Here is a 17,206-nt window from a genome sequence, read left to right on the forward strand (position 1 = left end):
GCCAAATCCTGGCTGGTGTCTTTTTTTTGCAAAGAGGAAGGTAAAGGAGGTTGGACTATGCCAGAGGAAAGCATTTTGCTTCTTTTGGGACTTGGCGCTGCGATGTTGGCGGGATGTGGAGCAGCAGGCTGTTTTGTTTCTAACACCTTGTCGGCGCGGAGTCGGTTTAAAAAATCGGCTCAATATGTGAACATGAATACCTTTCGTGTTCGACCGACTCCTCTAAAAAAGTAGGCAGGTGCAGAATGAATTGTAAAGAGGAAGCACAAGCGCAAATTCATATTGCCAGGCAGCCTATTTTTGACATGCAGCGGCAGGTATATGGTTATGAGTTGTTATTTCGCCGTACCTTGCAGAATACATACGATGGCACAGATCCGGATCAAGCGACGCTGGATGTAGTGACAAGCAGCTTTTTGTTGTTTGGAATCGATTCCTTAACGCGCGGCAAGCTGGCATTTATTAATTTTACGGCTAATAATTTGTTAACGAAACTGCCTGCGATGCTACCGCGAGAGCAAGTGGCCGTGGAAATTTTAGAAGATGTAAGGCCGGATGAAGAGGTGCTGCGGCGTTGTCGCGAGCTAAAAAGCGCTGGCTATATGCTGGTATTGGATGATTTTGTTTACAAAAAAGAGCGGTTGCCATTGGTAGAACTGGCGGATATTGTGAAAATTGATTTTCGGGCTACTTCTACGGCGGAGCGCCAGCGGTGGCAGGGGCTTTTAGAGCCTTATGATCTTCGGTTTCTGGCGGAAAAAGTGGAAACAGAGGAAGAATACCAAGAAGCAAAGACTGCTGGCTACGCCTATGTCCAAGGTTATTATTTTTCTAAACCGGCATTAGTTTCCGCAACCTCGTTGCCTGCTTATAAAGCCAGCCATTTTCGCCTGTTGCAAGAGTTTAGCCGGCAGGAGTTGGAATTTGAACAAATTGAGTCCATTTTGCGTAAGGACGTATCGTTGTCTTATAGTTTGTTGAAATTTATCAATTCGGCATTATTTGGCTTTCGCCAGCCCATACGCTCGTTGCGCCAGGCGATGGTCCTGTTGGGGCGCAAAGAGCTGAGTAAATGGGGCGCTCTTGTGGCGTTGAAAGATATTGGAGTGGACAAGCCAGGGGAATTAATCTTATCTTCGCTGGTGCGCGCGCGTTTTGCAGAGAAATTGGCCATGCAGTGTGAAGGGGAAATTTGTACGGCCGATGCGTTTTTACTAGGTTTGTTTTCTCACTTAGACGCGCTATTGAACCGGCCATTGACGGAAGTGCTGTCGGAAATGCCGGTTAAGGAGGAAATAAAAAAAGCCTTTGACGAAGAGCCGGAGGGCATTTTGAGCGTACTATACAACCTGATGCAACAGTATGAACAAGGACATTGGCAAGGAGCTGCCGCCTATGCTCAGAAGATGCAGTTATCAGAGGGGCAGGTTCTTTTGGGATATCGGGAAGCGTTACATTGGGCGCAGGATGTGTTCACAGGTAACTATTAAGAAAAAGAGAGGTCCTACATATGGTAATGCGGAGTGTTTCTGTCTTTTTAGATCATATCATTGTCGCTTTGTTAGCTCCGGCGAATGCAGACTATTATCAGTTTTTGGATTTGGCTTCCGGCAGAGTGATGGTATTGAGCGCTAGAGAAAAAAAACAAACGGCTCCCAGGGGGCTTTGCGAAGAAGGCTGGTCGTTGCTGGAGCAGGAACCGGGCAGGTTTATTCCGTTGCTACCCCTAGCGCCGCAGCAAGTCGCTCCGTGGTATTCGGAATTTGCCAAGACTTGTTGTCAAGGAGTACAACGGAGAGAACTGCTGCAATTATTAGAAGGTAGCGGATATTTGGCTCGCTTTTATGACGCGCTGGATTGTGATGATTTGCTCCGTGAAAGCTGGCGGCAGTTTGAAACGGAAAAAGTTCGCGCTTATTTTTTGACGTTAGTCCCTGCAGAGCTGGCAGTAGAATTTTGTAATTTTACGGAGCAAAAAGAAGGGGCTTTGAATGCTTTTGGTTAGGCGAATAAACGGAATAAAACGGGTAGCGCTTTTGTCGCAAAAATAATCTGCAACTTTTGAGGAAGGGGCGGATTATTTTTATGCGATAAAAGAAGATTATAAAATAAGAGAAAATGTATTTTTTCTTCGGGACATTATTTAAGAAGGTTTTTTGCAAGGAAAAAAGAATTATCAGAAAATACAAGAAATAATAAAATTATAGAAAGCGAGGGATGAACATGGGTTGGTTGAATAACTTGAAAGTAGCGCAACGGTTGGTATTGTTAATCCTCGTTTTTGTAGTAGCCTTAGCGGGCGTTGGCGGGACGGGGTATTTGTATCTCAAGAAAACAAGTGATGCGATGGATGCGATGTATCGCGAGAAGATGCATGCAGTAGAGTTGATTTTGGATAATCGCATTCATATGCGGCGTATTGAGATGAGTACCTTTGAACTTATGATAACTACGGATGATAGTGAAAATCAAAAATTGCTGACAATGATACGAGAGAGGGAAGCAGCATTTGACAAGAATGTGGCGGAGTTTGAAAAAATGCCGTTGACAAGCCAGCAAAAAGCGGAGGTAGAGGGGCTTCGCGCTAAACTGCAAGCCTACCGACAGGTTCACAAGCAAGTGTTGACCTTGGCTGGGCAAAATAAGAATGCAGAAGCGTATCAGCTCTTTAAAACTCAGGCGGAGCCTTTAGGACTCTCTTTTAATCAAGTGCTGGTGCAGTTGAGCGAGGACGTCAAAAAAGAAGCGGCAGCGATGAATGAGCAAGGGAAAAAAGATTTTTCTCAAGCTTCGCTGACCTTTACGATGATTTTAGCAGCCTCTATTGTACTGGGCCTGGCTTTGGGCTGGACGATTACCAAGCGTATTACCAGCCGTTTATCAGCGACAGTGGTGTTTTTGGATCGTGTAGCGGAAGGAGATTTTTCGCAAGAAGTGCCGACGACTAGTATGGCTGACCGAAGTGAATTCGGGGCGTTGGCGACTTCCGTGGATAAGATGAATCGCAGTATTGGCGCGCTGATTCGCAATTTGCTTAACACCGCGGAGCAACTAGCCGCGTCTTCTGAAGAGTTGACAGCCAGTGCGGATCAATCGGCGCAGGCGTCGAACCAAGTGGCGCAGTCCATTACGGAAGTGGCGAAAGGCTCGGATGAGCAGCTGCGGGCGGCGGAACAGGCAAGAGATATGGTAGAGCAAATGTCAAAAGGCATTGATCAAGTGGCGCAAAATACAATGGTCGTGTCCGCGTCGGCGCAAAAAACGGCGGGCGCTGCAGCGGAAGGCGAGCAGTCTGTGGGGCAGGCTGTCGCCCAAATGGGTATTATTGAAACTAAGACAGAAGCGACGGCCGAGGTAATCGCGTCCCTAGAAGAGCGATCCAAGCAAATCGGGCAGATTGTAGAGGTTATTTCTACAATCGCGGCGCAGACCAATCTCTTAGCGCTCAATGCGGCCATTGAAGCGGCTAGAGCCGGTGAAGCCGGTCGAGGCTTTGCCGTAGTCGCCGATGAGGTGCGCAAATTGGCGGAACAGTCTCAAGACGCGGCCAAGCAGATTACGGAGTTAATTGGCGAAGTGCAAGGGCGGACCAATCAGGCGGTCTTGTTTATGAATGAAGGTCGGCGAGAAGTAGAGACAGGAGCAAAGGTCGTAAATTCCGCCGGACAAAGTTTTGCGGATATTTTGCGGATGGTACGGGAAATTTCTGCGGAAGTACACGAAATTTCAGCGGCAACCGAAGAATTGACAAGCGGTACGCAACAGGTGGTTGGCGCAGCGCAGCGCATCAGCAAAGAGAGCCGTCAAGCGGCGGAACAAACGGGAACCATCTCGGCGGCGACCGAAGAACAGTCTGCCTCGATGGAGGAAATTGCTTCCGCCAGCAGGCATTTGGCCAATATGGCGGAAGGCTTGCAGACGGCGGTGCAGAAATTCAAAATTTAAGAAACATGGTTTGACATTTTTTTAGCGCCCCCTTATAATTTGAATATATTCAAATTATAAGGGGGCGCTTTATGGCTAGAATTGCGCAAGATCCGGAAGTGCGCCGACGCGAAATCTTAGATGCAGCGGAAAAATTGTTTGAGCAGAAAGGCTTTCAGCGCACTACGATCAGTGATATTGCCCAAGCTATGAATGTCGCCCAAGGCATGCTTTATTATTACTTTAAATCCAAAGAAGAGCTGTTAGGAGCGCTTGTGCATCGCCAAGTGGTGATGGTTATGGCCGAAACAAAACAGAAAGCGGACTTTGCAGAGGGAACGCCGCAGCAGAAAATAGGTCTGATGATGTCGGCGCTTCTATCCAGTGCCTGCGCTCATGATTCGGTCTTATTACGGGCTCTCTTTGACGAGCGCAACGCCCATATTCGGGATCGGGTGAACCGGCAGATTGAGCAGTCTATCAGTGCCAGCCTGCGGGCGATCATTGAAGAAGGCGTTGCAGGCGGCTTTTTTCAGGTAGCCGATACAGACGCGGTATTAGAGTTTCTTTTGCATTTTGGTGAAATTATGATTGAGGCCGTTCATGCGGGCTGGCCGGAGGAGCAGCTGCGGGTGCGCATTAAGTTGGTGGAACAACTGCTGGATGTGCTTTTAGGGCTGGAACCGCAAAGCATGCACCTGTCTGTGCGGTGGTAAGCATACGTTGATTTTTCGCAGGAAGAAAGCTTCCTGCGGTGCTTTTTACTGTTTAATTGAACGCATTCAAAAAAAGAACGAGATATAATAAGGGCTTTGGACAATTTCATGCTTGAGTTTTTAGAGCATGTTGGATATACGTTTTTTTTATTTAGCAATTTATTGAACGGATTCAAAAAAGTAGATCAGAGAAAAGTAAGGAGAGAGACCTATGCAAAAATACTGGTCCCAGATGCCTAGAAAAAGGTTGTATTGCGGGGTTGCCGCCGTGGTGCTCGGCGTGGCGGCAGCAGGAGGAATTCTCTGGAATTTAAAGAGCCAGCCCCAAATTGTGGAGGAAGAGCTGCCTACGGCTCGAACGCTGGTGGTGGGCGCTAAAAAAGAGGCCCAAAGCTACGCGTATGCTGGAGAAGTGCGAGGACGCTACGAAAGCAAGCTGGCTTTTCAAGTGAACGGTAAAATCGTGAAACGCAACGTACAATTGGGAAGCGTCGTTCAAGCGGGAGATGTGCTTCTGCAGATTGATCCCAAGGATGTGCAGCAGACTGTAACCAGTATGAATGCACAAGTGGCGTCCGCCCAATCGCAGCTGCGATTGGCGGAGAAAAACATGGAACGCTATCAGCGCCTGTGCCAAAGCGGTGCGGTGAGCCAAATGGTGTATGATCAGTATGTAACGGCCTATGATGCGGCGTTGGCTGCGGTGCAGCAAGCGGAGGCGCAGCAGACGCAGAGCGGCAATCAAATGGAGTATACGCTGCTGCGGGCGGACCATGCCGGTGTTGTTTCAGAGTTGACGGCGGAAATTGGTCAAGTGGTCAGCGCCGGACAGCCGATTGCTACGGTGATCCAAAACGGAGAACGAGAAATCGAAATCAGCGTGCCTGAAAATCGTCTGGAAGAATTAAATCAAGCAGGGACGCTGCAGGTTACTTTTTGGGCCCTTGCCAATCGGGTGATCGAAGGGACTGTGCGCGAAGTGGCGCCGATGGCGGACCCGGTGACGCGGACCTTTAAAGTGCGCGTCGCCTTGAATCAAACGCCGCCGGAGGTTAAGTTGGGCATGACGGCGTCGGTAACGGTCGGTCAGGGAAGCAGTCAGCAGGTGTTGTCGGTGCCTCTTGCCGCCATTTACCAAAATGGCAGTCAGCCCGGTCTTTGGGTGGTGCAAGCAGATGGAACTTTATCGTTGCGAATGGTAAAACTGGGGCAATACGGCAGTGATTCTGTGCAGGTAGTGGAAGGGCTGCAGCCGGGAGAACGCATTGTGGCGGCGGGCGTGCATAAGTTCCGCGAAGGTCAGCGTATTAGCCTGGGCGGTGGCACGTTATGAACCAGTTCAACCTCACGGAGTGGACCTTAAAGCATAAGCACTTTTTATATTTTTTCATTGTCTTATTCTTTTTGGAGGGAATTGTATCGTATAAGAATTTGGGCCGTATGGAAGACCCGGATTTTACGATCAAGCAGATGGTGGTGACCGTAGCCTGGCCGGGGGCGACAGCCATGCAGGTGGAAGAGCAGGTTACCGATAAAATCGAGCGTAAGCTGCAAGATTTGCCTGGCTTGGATTATTTGAAAAGCTACTCCATGCCCGGCTACAGCGTTATTTATGTAAATGTAAAAGAAACGGTGCCCAAGGCGGAAATCCGTAACCGCTGGGTGGAAGCCAGGCACATGGTGGACGATATTGCAGGCACTCTGCCGGCCGGTGTGATGCCGCCCGGCTTTAATGATCGCTTTGATGAAGTGTACGGGGTAGTTTACGCTCTTACTGGCGACGGCTATACCTATGAAGAGCTTCGGGAAAAGGCGGAAAAAGTGCGCCGCTTGCTTTTGGGAGTTCCTAGCGTCAAGAAAGTAAATCTTTTGGGCGTGCAGACTGAAAAGATTTTTATTGAAATTGAGAATGCGAAAATGGCGCAGCTCGGTATTGATCCCGCGCTTGTTACCGCCGCCATTCAGAGCCAAAATGCCATGGCGCCGGCGGGGATGCTGGAAACCAAGGCGGATAATGTGTATCTGCGTGTCACCGGTATGTTTGAAAAGGTGGAGGAGATTCGCAGTTTGCCTATACAGGCGAATGGCCGGACCTTTCGCTTAGGGGACATTGCCAAGGTAACTCGCGCCTATGCCGACCCCAGCGATCCTAAGTTTTTCTATAACGGGCAGCCGGCGATCGGTATTTCCTTGGCTATGGAATCAGGGGGCAATATACTTACGCTCGGCGAGTCGTTGGAGACGACGACGAAGCAGATCCAAAAAGCGCTGCCAGGCGGCATGGAACTGCACCAGACAGTAAATCAGCCGCAGGTGGTGGCGAATTCGATTAGTGATTTTACCAAATCCCTCATGGAAGCCATCGTGATTGTGCTGATCGTCGGGTTTGTCAGCTTAGGCTCGCGTTCCGGCATTATTGTGGCGGTGTGTATACCGTTGGTTATCGCTATTGTCTTTACCTGCATGAAGCTGTTGGGCATTGATTTGCAGCGCATCTCCTTAGGGGCGCTGATTATTGCCTTGGGACTCTTGGTGGACGACGCCATTATCACCATTGAAACGATGGTGGTCAAGATGGAGGAGGGCTGGAGCCGCTTTAACGCCGCCTGCTTTGCCTATACCTCGACGGCTTACCCGCGACTGACTGGCGAGCTTGTAACCTGCGCCAGCTTTATTCCTGTAGGTTTTGCTACAGGTAACGGCTCGGAGTATTGCGTCACCCTATTTTATGTGGTGGTCATTGCTTTGGTCTCCTCGTGGATCGTAGCCGGAACGGCGACGCCGCTTTTGGGCTACTTGTTTATTCGCGTAAAACCTAAGGAAGGAGAAGCGGAGGGCGAAGCCGCCAGCGTGCATAACACGCCCTTTTACGCTTGGTTTAAGCGGCTCCTCAACTGGTGCTTATGCCACCGGCGGACGGTGTTGGCCGCTACGGCGGGTTGCTTTTTGGGCGCGATTGTCTTGATGGGGTTGGTGAATCACGAGTTTTTCCCTTCTTCGACGCGGCCGGAGCTAATTGTGCAGCTGAAGCTGCAGGAAGGCGCCAGTATTGATAAAACCGAGGAAGTGGCAAAGCAATTTGCGCAGCAATTAGAGGACCATCCTCTTATTTCATACTATACCTACCATGTGGGGGAAGGGGCGCCCCGCTTTGTGCTTAGCTTTGAACCGACCTTTAATAAGACTAATTTTGCGGAGTTCATTATTGTCGCCAAAGACTATAAGGCGCGCAATGAGCTGCGGGAAAAATTGAGCAAGCAGCTTGCGAATGATTTTCCTGAAGTGCAGCAGCATATTAAGGTCATCAGCAACGGTCCTGCGGCGGATTATCCGATCATGCTGCGGGTGACCGGAGAGGATCCGAACAAGGTGCGGGATATCGCTCAGCAGATGGAGCCTATTATGGCGCAGCATCCGAAAGTGAAAAACGTCAACTTGAGCTGGAATGAAAAAAGCAAAGTGATGCATTTAGAAGTGGATCAGGATAAAGCAAGAAGCCTCGGCGTATCCTCCCAGGCTTTGGCGACGGCGTTACAGACGCAGCTTTCCGGCGCGCCCTTGTCGGAATATCGGGAAACGGATCGCACCATCAGCATGCTTTTCCGCTTTGACGCCGCGGACCGTAATGATCTGTCGCGCATGAAAAATTTAAGCATTCATGTAGGCAACGGCCGTTATATTCCGCTGGATCAAATCGCTAAAATCTCTTCTGACGCGGAAGAGGGCTTGCTTTACCGGCGTAACCTGAAGCCGATGATTGCGGTGCAGGCGGAAATTTTGCCTGGCGCTACCGGCGACAGCGTGGCCGAAGAAGTGTTTAATCAGATGGATGATTTGCGTGCGTCGTTGCCGATAGGCTACAAAATCGAGTATGACGGCTCGAAAGAAGACAGCCTTAAGGCGGCGCGTTATATCATGGAAACCGTACCGGCCATGATCATTGTCATCATGATTCTCTTGATGATTCAGCTGCAAAACATTCCCAAAATGCTTCTGACACTCATGACGGCGCCGTTAGGGCTGATCGGCGTCGCTTTGGGCCTGTTTTTGACGGGCAGTCCCATGGGCTTTGTAGTGCAGCTGGGTATTTTGGCGCTGGCGGGCATTATTATGCGCAATACCATTATCCTGATGGACCAGATTGACCAACAGTTGGCGTCCGGAGATTCCCTTTGGGACGCTATCATTAACGCTACCGTAGTCCGGTTCCGCCCGATTCTTCTAACGGCAGCGGCGGCGATTTTGGGCATGATTCCGTTGATTCCCAATATGTTTTGGGGTCCTATGGCGGTGGCCATTGCCGCAGGTCTGGCGGGCGCTACGATATTGACGCTGCTGGTGTTGCCGGTTATGTATGCAACCTTGTATCGTGCGAAACCGCCGGTGGCGGAGCAGTCGTCGGAAAAAACGAACTGAAAGGAAGCGAGAAACGATGGAAATAAAGTATAAAAAAATCCTGGCGCCGCTCGATGGCTCCCAAAATTCTTTTGCCGCCTTGGCTCATGCCATTGCTTTGGCGAAAACGACCGAAGCGGAGCTGCATATCTTATGCGTAATGGCATTGTCGCAGCAATTGCCGCTAGCGCCGCAGATATCGGGGCACAAAATTCCCTTTTACACTATGGATAAGCCGGAAGCTTTTGCTAAAACGATTATAGACGCCGCCGTAGCAAGCGTGCCGGAGGAGATAAACGTTAAAACCCATGTGGAGACCGGCGCTCCGACGCTTGTCATTAAAGAATTTGCGGAGCAGCACGAGGTCGATCTGATTGTCATCGGCAGCCGCGGTTTGGGCGCTATTTCCGGCTTGATTATGGGCAGCGTCAGCGGTTATGTGGTACATCAGGCAAAGTGTCCGGTATTGGTGGTTAAATAAATGCAGCTAAAGAAACTGCAATCATAGGGGGAACCAAGGTGAAAATAGAAAGGCCTGCGTGGGCAAAAAAAGTCGTCCTTTTGGGCGCGGCGCTGGCGTTGTGGAGCGGTACTGCAGCAGCAGAACCAACTGCGTTAACGCTGGAAGAAAGTATTTCTCTGGCTATGGCGCACAATCCGGTTTTGCGAATTGCCGCGGCGAATCAGGACAAAGCGGCAGGGGTTGTGGGGGAGGCGCAGGCTGCCAAAGGGGTCAGCGTTGATTATACTCATACGGAAATGCGCTCCAATGCGCCGCTTTCCTGGATGGCGACGATGGATGCCGTTTCGCCTTATAATTATTTTAGCAATAAAATCAGCGCTAGCGTGCCCCTCTATACCGGCGGCAAGCTGGAGAGCGTCGTAGCGCAGGCTAAATTGGGGAAGCAAGTATCGGACTTGGAGGTGCAGGCAACCCGGCAGCAATTGAAACTGGATACGACCGTAGAGTACTATGAAGTGCTGCGCAGCGGCAAATTGCTAGCGGTGGCGAGACAAACAGAAAGCGACTTTGCCCTGCACTTAAAGCAAGTTCGCCAGATGTACGAAGAAGGCGTTGCTGCCTGGCGGGACGTGCTGCAGACCAAAGTGCGGCTGGCCAATGCAGAAAACAGCCGCGTTCAGGCGGAAAACACCTACCAGCTTTCTCAATACACTCTAAATAAACGCATCGGTCTGCCACTGCATGGGGAGTTAAAGCTGCAAGAGCCTGCCGCAAAAGAACTGCCTCAGGAAACCATGGCAGCTTATGTGGAGCAAGGGGTGGCGAAGCGGCCGGAAATGGCCCAAAGCCAGACTGGAGTTACCTTGGCGAAGGAAAAGATAAAAGAAGCTAAAAGCGGTCAGCAGCCGAGTCTATCCCTGACGGGCAGTACCGCTTGGGATGATAACGACGCCTTTGGCGGCAGGAATCGCGACTGGACGGCTATGCTTGTGGTGCAGCTGAATCTTTTTGATTCCGGAGCTACCCAGGCCAAGCTCAAGCAGGCTAAAGCCAGTGAAGCGGCGGCGAGGGAGGAAGAACGCCAAACCAAAGACGCTATTTCTTTAGAAATTAGCGACGCTCATTTGCGGGTGCAAGAAGCGTTGAAGCGTATCGAAGCTACGCGTACTGCGGTAGAAGAAGCGCAGACCAATTTCAATATCAGCCGAGAGAGCTATGCCGCCGGCGTGGGTACCAATCTGGATGTTATGGATGCGGAAGTAGCGCTGCAACAGGCGCAGACCAACTATATTCAAGCGGCTTACGATTTGCAGATCAGCCGTGCGCGTCTGGAAAAAGCCATAGGGTCGCAAAAGTGAAAAAAGCAAGACGAACCAGCTTGCGTAAGTGACCGGAGGGTACGCGGAAAGGATTAGTGGAGTGCCGCGTCCCTTTCGGGCAGTCCTCCAAAAGAAAAAAGGCGGCTCCTTATCAGGAGTCGCCTTTGTGGAATCGTTCACTCTTTGTCCCGTTGTGTTTCGTTCCGGCTTTCAGTCGAGCTATATTTCTGATCTTTCTCTCTTAACCGCGAGCCAGGAGGAAAATATTTTTCATGTCTTCTTGCGTGAGAACCTGGAAGGCGCCGACCGTCCGCTTGCCTTCAAAGCTGCATTTATAAGCCAGCTCATCAACCTGCGCATCGCTGACTTTAAGACCTAGTTCTTTTAAAGAGGTAGGCATGCCAATGGAGGTATAGAAGTTCTCCATGGCCTTAATGCCGGCGAGAGCCGTGTTGTCCGGCGAAGCGAAGTTGTTGGCAATGCCCAGCACATTGACGGCGAATTGGGCAAAGCGAGCCGAATTATTTTTTTGGACATACCGAGCCCAACTGCCCCAGATGGCCGCCAAACCGGCGCCATGAGCCACGTCAAAAATGCCGCTTAATTCGTGCTCCAACTGATGGCAAGCCCAGTCGCCCAGGCTGCGATGTCCGGTGAGATCGTTGTGAGAAAGGCTGCTAGCCCACATGATCTCTGCTCGGGCATTGTAGTTAGCAGGGTCTTTAACCAGGATGCGAGCATTGCGGATGACGGTGCGCATAAGGGCTTCGCTGATGCTGTCGGTCAGTTCCATGGTGGCATGGGGGCTGAAATAGCGTTCCATCGAATGCATGAGAATATCGGCGCAGCCGCTGGCTGTTTGATACGGAGGCAGCGTGGCCGTTAGCTCGGGATTCATAATCGCAAATTTGCAGCGGCTGTGATCGTTAGTGCAGCCGCGTTTGAGCCAGCCTTCTTCATTGGTGATAACCGAGGAATTGCTCATTTCGCTGCCGGCGGCGGCAATAGTTAAAATGGTTCCTACCGGGAAGCAACCTTGCGGCTGGGCTTTGCCGCAGTAAAAATCCCAAACGTCGCCGTCATAGGCAAGACCATAGCCGATCGCCTTGGCGGAATCGATGACGCTGCCGCCGCCAACGGCCAGCAGAAAGTCTACCTTTTCCTTGCGACACAGCTCGATGCCTTCGCGCACCTTGGAAAGGCGGGGATTCGGCACGACGCCGCCAAGGCTGACGTGCTTTAGGCCGGCTTTTTCTAAGGAGGCGTAAACGCGGTCCAGCAGACCGGAGCGCTGTACGCTGCCGCCGCCAAAATGAACCAATACGGTTTGGCCTTGTTGTTCTTTGATGAGTTGTCCCACTTGATTTTCCGTGTCTTTACCGAAAATCACCCGGGTGGGTGCATAGTATTCAAAGTTTTTCATGCTCTGTTCACTCCTTGTTCTTTGCAATAAAATAAGAATTTCCACATGGAATGATTATTTTCCTTTGCCATACACAAAAAAACAAAACGCAACGTTTGGCAGAGGGAGGAGGTTCAGGGGGAAATACTTGTTGAGATGAAATAGAATTGTAACATCATAGTGCTACAATAGTATAAAAGGCAGTAGGAAGGAAGCGTTTTATGAAAACCAATAGCTGTTTACAGCGAGAAGAAATAACAATAGCTCAGCCTGGGAGGAGGCAGCGACTTTGGCTGGCGTGCTTATTAGGCCTGATTTCCGCTATGGGCCCCCTTTGCACCGATTTGTATTTGCCGGCGCTGCCGTTGCTCCAGCAAAGTCTTGGCGGCGCTACGCCGTCCCAGGTGCAGCTGAGCCTGACGGCGTCACTTTTAGGGTTGGCTCTCGGGCAGCTTTTGATGGGGCCGTATAGTGATGCGATGGGGCGTCATCGGCCTTTATGGCTGTCCTTGGGCGTGTTTTCCTTGGCCTCCTTTTGGTGCGCCTTTGCGACATCCGCCTGGGAGCTGGCGGGCGTGCGCCTTTTGCAGGGGTTGGCTGGCGCTGGGGGCATTGTAATCTCTCGGGCTATGGTTAGGGATTTGTACGAAGGGGCGGAGCTTACTCGCTTTTTTTCTCTCCTCATGCTGGTGCATAGCGTTGCCCCAACTCTGGCACCGACTTTGGGCGGTTTGTTATTGCAAGTGACCAATTGGCAGGGGATTTTTATGGTTTTGGGTATGCTGGGAGTGCTGTTAACGGCCGGGGCTTGGTTAGGCCTAAAAGAAACACTGGCGGAGAAAAACCGTGTTCCCGCCAATGGCCAGGCTATTTGGGCTTCCTTCGTTTCACTGCTAGGCAATCGTTCTTTTCGTTACTATGTTTTTGTGCAGGGCTTTGTGGGAGGCGGGCTCTTTGCGTATATTGCCGGTTCCCCTTTTGTATTGCAAGGCGGTTTTGGTTTGTCAGCCCAGCAATTTGGCCTTTGTTTTGCTGTGAACAGCTTAGGCGCGCTGCTGACGACACAGTTGGTCAGCCGCTTTAACCGCAGCTATTCTGATCGGTTTTTAATGCGTCTGTCCCTGGTCGTTTCCGCAGCAGCGAGCTTTGCCTTATTAGCGCTACTTCTTTTGGGAGGTCCGCTTTGGGCCGTTTTAGGCGCGTTGTGGCTTATGGTGGCTTGTGTAGGCTCTACGATGACAACTAGTTTTTCTCTGGCTATTCAGGACCAGGCCAAGGCGGCAGGCAGCGCATCGGCGCTGCTGGGGTTGGTCATGTTTGTTTTTGGAGCGGCCGTATCGCCTCTAGTCGGTTTGGGAGGAGACGCTCTATGGCCGATGGGGTTGTTGATAACGCTTTCGAATGGGGCGGCTCTTTGCTGCGGGTGGCAGGCGCTCCGGTCACCAAGAAAAATGGCGCAAGCAAAAGAAGAAAGAAAAATCAAAAAATAATTGACATTTATTGGGAGATGTGGTGCCATATAAGTAGATCATCAATAGGGAGGGTTGGTTATGAAAACGGGAAAAAAAGCAAAACCTTTGGGCGAAGCGACCGTACTTGAACTGACCGATCGCAAATGCGGTTTTTGCGGCCTCAACCTGTTGTTTGCAAAAGTAGAGTTAGAGGAAAAAGCGGCTTGGCTTGTATGCCCGACTTATGAAGCGCAGCGCGAGTTTTCCAAGAATGAGCACTCCGCCTATAAAGTGGCCTTGTCGGAGACGGGCTATCAAGCTGGCGATGAGGCTAAAGAAGCGCAGAGCGTCAAAGCAGGCGCTGCAGGCAAGCGGGCACACCATGACCGTCCGAACGTAGTGGCGCCGCCCCAATCATCACCTCGTAGATAAGCGCAGGCCTCTTCCGAGAACCGGAAGAGGCCTGGTTTTTTGTTATACCGGAATTTACAAAACGAACCGCGAAATACACGAAAGACGCGAAAGAGATACGAGTAGGGATTTTCTATGTTCCACCCCGATTCTCCTGCGGGCCCTCCCGCTACTCACTCTACTCCTGTTAAATTTCGTAACCCTCTGTCATACCCTCCCGAGACTCCGGTTCTCTTGTTCAATCCAATTCCTACTGCTTCTCCGCCAACTGGATCGCGGCGATCGCGGCGTTGACCGCTTCGTTGTTGCCGAAAAAAGCCATAGTATTGATATGCTGGGGGCAGTTGCCGACAATTTCCGCTGCTACAACATTCCCGGCTTTTTGAGCAATATCGGCAAAATAGAAGAGACTGGGCACGTCGGTTTGAATCAGGCCGACAGCGTCAAAATGAAGGCCTTCGAGCTGCTTTTTAGCATCCGGCGCCGTACGGCGAAGCAGCATGGCTACCGTATTGGGACGGGGAGCGCGGATAATGCGCGTCGTGAGCATGAAAATCACCTTCCTTATCTCTTATCATACGTTGAGGTTAGGGGGAAAAAGAGGCAGTCTATTGCGGAGTTGTTAAGTATTTTTGCTCTCTCTAAACGAGAACTGCTGCATATAGGATAGGGGATAGTCTTAGTTAGCGACTTCATTGCCTTTGAGACAAGATTTGCCTGTTCCTTTTTAGTCTTGATTGCTTAGGACGCTTGCTTCAGCCCATATTTGGCTTCATAGGCTTTGATGCGGTCCGCGACGTTTTGCTGCAGGTTGCGATAGAAGAAAAGGTAGTCATACACATGGTAGACCCCTGGCTGGAAGAGATCCAGCATAGGCGGGTAGTCGGCGTTGTCGATATCGGTAACCTTCAAAGAGCCTCGCGCCGGATCCAAGTAGGCGCCGGTAAGATGCGGGACTTCCTTGGTAATTTCGCCGTGGTAGTTTACAAAGACGGCCCCGAGATTCAGTGATTTGTCGGCAGGCTCGCTGGTGGTTTTCCAGTTTAGCGGGTTGATGCTCAATGTTTTTTCCGGCACCAGCAAGGAAGAGGTTACTTCCGGCGCTTCGGTATTGAAAGAAATAACAACCCCTGTATCTTCGGCTTGCTGCGCCATCTTCAACTGCGGATACTGTAAGGCTTCCGCTGGGGTGACAGGCCAGCCGATGGCATAGGCGGCAACCAGCTTTTGCTGCAACGCCGGATCGCGGTATACGTCTTTCATTATGCGCAGCACCATGTCCCCGCCTTGGCTAAAGCCGGCGAGGATGATCGGGCGTCCTTGGTTTTGCTCTCGCAGGTAGTAGGTGAAGGCTGCTTTGACATCCTCGTAAGCGAGAGAGAAATAAGGCGCGCTTTGTTGGCGTGGCAGCTTGTACATGGATAAAGAAGCTTGGCGGTAATAGGGGGCGTAAAAATTGCAGCTTTGATCGTAAATGCCTTTTTCCATGAGCGTGGCGCCAAGGAAGAATTGACGGGCCTGCGGGTCGTCTACAGGCATATTATGCTGTTCCGCGCTGCCCATGTAAGCGGTGGGACAGACGAAAAAGACGTCTACTGTGTGGCCGGATTTTGCCGGTTCGCCTTGAAAGGCCCAGTTGCTAGAAGTGGCGTAGTCTAGGGGAGCGCCTTGGGCGCTGCTAAAAACGAGCAGGCAAAAGAAGAAAGGCAATAAAATTCGTGGATATAGTCGCATGCAGGTTCCTTCTTTCTGTGTAAAATATAAAGTTGCTACTCTGTTTCTACATAGAAAAGCCTGTTTCCTTTAGCTGGAAACAGGCTTTTCGTTTTAGGCTCATGTAATAGGACGGAACACAAAGCATAGCCTGCGTTGCTTATTCGGCAGCTATGGCCAAGGCTTCATCCAGAGCTTCGCGTTCAAAGCCCACTATCAGACGGCCGTCGATACTGGTAACAGGGACGCTCAATTGTTTAGTCAGATCCAGCAGCTCCTTGCGGCCCTCCAGATCGCTTTCAATGTTGACCTCTTGAAACTCAACTTGCCGCAGCTCCAGGTATTTTTTGACCTTTTGGCACCAGGGGCAGTCGGGAATCGAATAGACTTTAATCATGATAAAAGACCTCCTTCAGGTTGTTTTTACTTTTTCGTTTGTTCGCTCAAGTACCGTTCCGCCAAAAGAGCCGCCACGGTACCGTCGGCAGCGGCGGTTGTCAACTGCCGGATGGGCTTGGTACGGATATCGCCGGCGGCGAAGACGCCGGGGACGTTGGTTTCGCAGCTTTCCCCAGCCAGGATGTGTCCGCTGGCGTGCAGGGTAATATCTTGGCTGTAGAGGCTGGTCCGAGGAATGACGCCAATGTTGACGAAAATACCGTCTAAGTCCAGTGTTCGCTGCTCCTTAGTATGGACATTTTCCACGACAACGCTTTGCAGTTCTGTCTCGCCGGCGGCGGAGAGTATTTGGGTTTGGAAAAGAAATTCTGCATGTGGCAAATCCAGCACAGCCTGCTGCTCCGCAGGCTCCGCCGTCATTTGCGGCGAGCGGTGGATCAAATACAGTTTTTTGGCGTATTTGCTTAAAACCTTCAGGGCTCCCGCCGCCGCATTGCCACCGCCGACTACGGCGATGGTTTTGCCTTCGTACAGGTGTCCGTCGCAAAGCTCGCAGTAATGAATACCGCGGCTGCGAAAGCGTTTTTCTTCGGCAATGGGAAGACGGCGTCGTTCCATGCCGCCTGCGAGAATAACCGCTTGCGGCTGATAGACAGTGCTATGTGTTTCTATGATTTTTTCGGCGGCCGTCAGCTTGGCGCTGAGGACTTGGTCGAACTCATCTAAAAGAGCGCCTGCTTCCAGCGCTTGCTGTTCCAGCGTTTTGACCAAGTCGCTGCCTTTCACTTTGGGCAGGCCCGGATAGTTTTCTACGACATAAGCGTCGCGAATTTGTCCGCCCACCAAGGCGTCTTCCAGTATCAACGTAGTAAGTTTCATGCGCGCTGCGTATAGACCGGCAGTTAGGCCGGCGACGCCGGCGCCGATGATGAGTAAATCTAGCGGTTTATGGGGCTTGGACATGACGGCAGCCTCCTTGCTGTAAGTACCCTATGTTAATTAAATTGTAGGTT

16 protein-coding genes are annotated in these 17,206 nt (G+C 51.0%); 11 read left to right on the top strand and 5 right to left on the bottom strand.

Translation table 11 applies throughout. The features are described 5' to 3' along the window. The first annotated feature begins 57 nt into the window (after positions 1-57). From C508_RS0100315 to C508_RS0100355, 9 genes are all read left to right on the top strand, one after another. Entirely contained in the window at positions 58-234 is a 177-nt protein-coding gene (locus tag C508_RS0100315) for a hypothetical protein (RefSeq protein ID WP_155836588.1), read from the top strand. 11 nt (positions 235-245) lie between these two features. Next, positions 246-1,490 (top strand): EAL and HDOD domain-containing protein, encoded by a 1,245-nt coding sequence (locus C508_RS0100320; protein ID WP_018701539.1) that lies wholly within the window; start codon positions 246-248, stop codon positions 1,488-1,490. 20 nt (positions 1,491-1,510) lie between these two features. Next, positions 1,511-2,005: a UPF0158 family protein gene (locus C508_RS0100325; protein ID WP_018701540.1), complete on the top strand. Its 495-nt coding sequence runs from the start codon at positions 1,511-1,513 to the stop codon at positions 2,003-2,005. A gap of 218 nt (positions 2,006-2,223) precedes the next feature. Next, positions 2,224-3,945 (top strand): methyl-accepting chemotaxis protein, encoded by a 1,722-nt coding sequence (locus C508_RS0100330; protein ID WP_018701541.1) that lies wholly within the window; start codon positions 2,224-2,226, stop codon positions 3,943-3,945. A gap of 71 nt (positions 3,946-4,016) precedes the next feature. Further along, the gene (locus tag C508_RS19235; protein WP_018701542.1) at positions 4,017-4,640 is read left to right on the top strand and encodes a TetR/AcrR family transcriptional regulator; all 624 of its coding nucleotides are present in this window, start codon (positions 4,017-4,019) and stop codon (positions 4,638-4,640) included. A 211-nt stretch (positions 4,641-4,851) separates the two neighbouring features. After that, the gene (locus tag C508_RS0100340) at positions 4,852-5,973 is read left to right on the top strand and encodes an efflux RND transporter periplasmic adaptor subunit (RefSeq protein WP_018701543.1); all 1,122 of its coding nucleotides are present in this window, start codon (positions 4,852-4,854) and stop codon (positions 5,971-5,973) included. Beyond that, positions 5,970-9,056, top strand: a complete 3,087-nt coding sequence (locus C508_RS0100345; RefSeq protein WP_018701544.1) for an efflux RND transporter permease subunit — start codon at positions 5,970-5,972, stop codon at positions 9,054-9,056. Before C508_RS0100340 ends, C508_RS0100345 begins: the two co-directional genes overlap by 4 nt. Positions 9,057-9,072: 16 nt before the next feature. Beyond that, entirely contained in the window at positions 9,073-9,516 is a 444-nt protein-coding gene (locus C508_RS0100350) for a universal stress protein (protein ID WP_018701545.1), read from the top strand. A 38-nt stretch (positions 9,517-9,554) separates the two neighbouring features. Continuing rightward, on the top strand, positions 9,555-10,856 hold the full coding sequence (locus tag C508_RS0100355; RefSeq protein WP_018701546.1) for a TolC family protein: 1,302 nt from the start codon (positions 9,555-9,557) through the stop codon (positions 10,854-10,856). Between the two features lie 202 nt (positions 10,857-11,058). Here C508_RS0100355 and C508_RS0100360 read toward each other — a convergent pair whose 3' ends face one another. After that, positions 11,059-12,240, bottom strand: a complete 1,182-nt coding sequence (locus C508_RS0100360; RefSeq protein WP_018701547.1) for an iron-containing alcohol dehydrogenase — start codon at positions 12,238-12,240, stop codon at positions 11,059-11,061. Between the two features lie 200 nt (positions 12,241-12,440). Between C508_RS0100360 and C508_RS17435 the strand changes: the two genes are divergently transcribed. Together C508_RS17435 and C508_RS0100370 are read left to right on the top strand one after the other, a co-directional pair. Then, on the top strand, positions 12,441-13,709 hold the full coding sequence (locus C508_RS17435; protein WP_018701548.1) for a multidrug effflux MFS transporter: 1,269 nt from the start codon (positions 12,441-12,443) through the stop codon (positions 13,707-13,709). Between the two features lie 60 nt (positions 13,710-13,769). Then, a complete protein-coding gene (locus C508_RS0100370; protein ID WP_018701549.1) occupies positions 13,770-14,102 on the top strand; it encodes a hypothetical protein in 333 nt (110 codons plus the stop codon). Between the two features lie 229 nt (positions 14,103-14,331). Here C508_RS0100370 and C508_RS0100375 read toward each other — a convergent pair whose 3' ends face one another. The 4 genes from C508_RS0100375 to C508_RS0100390 all read right to left on the bottom strand — a co-directional run bounded on the left by C508_RS0100375 (position 14,332) and on the right by C508_RS0100390 (position 17,156). After that, the gene (locus C508_RS0100375; protein WP_018701550.1) at positions 14,332-14,631 is read right to left on the bottom strand and encodes a hypothetical protein; all 300 of its coding nucleotides are present in this window, start codon (positions 14,629-14,631) and stop codon (positions 14,332-14,334) included. Positions 14,632-14,822: 191 nt separating this feature from the next. After that, entirely contained in the window at positions 14,823-15,815 is a 993-nt protein-coding gene (locus C508_RS0100380) for a DUF3089 domain-containing protein (protein ID WP_018701551.1), read from the bottom strand. 139 nt (positions 15,816-15,954) lie between these two features. Beyond that, on the bottom strand, positions 15,955-16,191 hold the full coding sequence (locus tag C508_RS0100385; protein ID WP_018701552.1) for a glutaredoxin domain-containing protein: 237 nt from the start codon (positions 16,189-16,191) through the stop codon (positions 15,955-15,957). A gap of 26 nt (positions 16,192-16,217) precedes the next feature. Beyond that, positions 16,218-17,156 carry an NAD(P)/FAD-dependent oxidoreductase gene (locus tag C508_RS0100390; RefSeq protein ID WP_018701553.1) on the bottom strand — a complete coding sequence of 313 codons (939 nt, stop codon included), beginning with the start codon at positions 17,154-17,156 and terminating at the stop codon, positions 16,218-16,220. Positions 17,157-17,206: the final 50 nt, after the last annotated feature.

The sequence above is a fragment of the Anaeromusa acidaminophila DSM 3853 genome (assembly GCF_000374545.1).
In the GTDB taxonomy this organism is placed as follows: Bacteria; Bacillota; Negativicutes; order Anaeromusales; family Anaeromusaceae; genus Anaeromusa; species Anaeromusa acidaminophila.

Bases quoted from the DNA above. Each gene is read 5' to 3' on its own strand.
- C508_RS0100315 (WP_155836588.1), top strand. From the start codon at position 58: ATGCCAGAGGAAAGCATTTTGCTTCTTTTGGGACTTGGCGCTGCGATG.
- C508_RS0100320 (WP_018701539.1), top strand. From the start codon at position 246: ATGAATTGTAAAGAGGAAGCACAAGCGCAAATTCATATTGCCAGGCAG.
- C508_RS0100325 (WP_018701540.1), top strand. From the start codon at position 1,511: ATGGTAATGCGGAGTGTTTCTGTCTTTTTAGATCATATCATTGTCGCT.
- C508_RS0100330 (WP_018701541.1), top strand. From the start codon at position 2,224: ATGGGTTGGTTGAATAACTTGAAAGTAGCGCAACGGTTGGTATTGTTA.
- C508_RS19235 (WP_018701542.1), top strand. From the start codon at position 4,017: ATGGCTAGAATTGCGCAAGATCCGGAAGTGCGCCGACGCGAAATCTTA.
- C508_RS0100340 (WP_018701543.1), top strand. From the start codon at position 4,852: ATGCAAAAATACTGGTCCCAGATGCCTAGAAAAAGGTTGTATTGCGGG.
- C508_RS0100345 (WP_018701544.1), top strand. From the start codon at position 5,970: ATGAACCAGTTCAACCTCACGGAGTGGACCTTAAAGCATAAGCACTTT.
- C508_RS0100350 (WP_018701545.1), top strand. From the start codon at position 9,073: ATGGAAATAAAGTATAAAAAAATCCTGGCGCCGCTCGATGGCTCCCAA.
- C508_RS0100360 (WP_018701547.1), bottom strand. From the start codon at position 12,240: ATGAAAAACTTTGAATACTATGCACCCACCCGGGTGATTTTCGGTAAA.
- C508_RS17435 (WP_018701548.1), top strand. From the start codon at position 12,441: ATGAAAACCAATAGCTGTTTACAGCGAGAAGAAATAACAATAGCTCAG.
- C508_RS0100370 (WP_018701549.1), top strand. From the start codon at position 13,770: ATGAAAACGGGAAAAAAAGCAAAACCTTTGGGCGAAGCGACCGTACTT.
- C508_RS0100375 (WP_018701550.1), bottom strand. From the start codon at position 14,631: ATGCTCACGACGCGCATTATCCGCGCTCCCCGTCCCAATACGGTAGCC.
- C508_RS0100380 (WP_018701551.1), bottom strand. From the start codon at position 15,815: ATGCGACTATATCCACGAATTTTATTGCCTTTCTTCTTTTGCCTGCTC.
- C508_RS0100385 (WP_018701552.1), bottom strand. From the start codon at position 16,191: ATGATTAAAGTCTATTCGATTCCCGACTGCCCCTGGTGCCAAAAGGTC.
- C508_RS0100390 (WP_018701553.1), bottom strand. From the start codon at position 17,156: ATGTCCAAGCCCCATAAACCGCTAGATTTACTCATCATCGGCGCCGGC.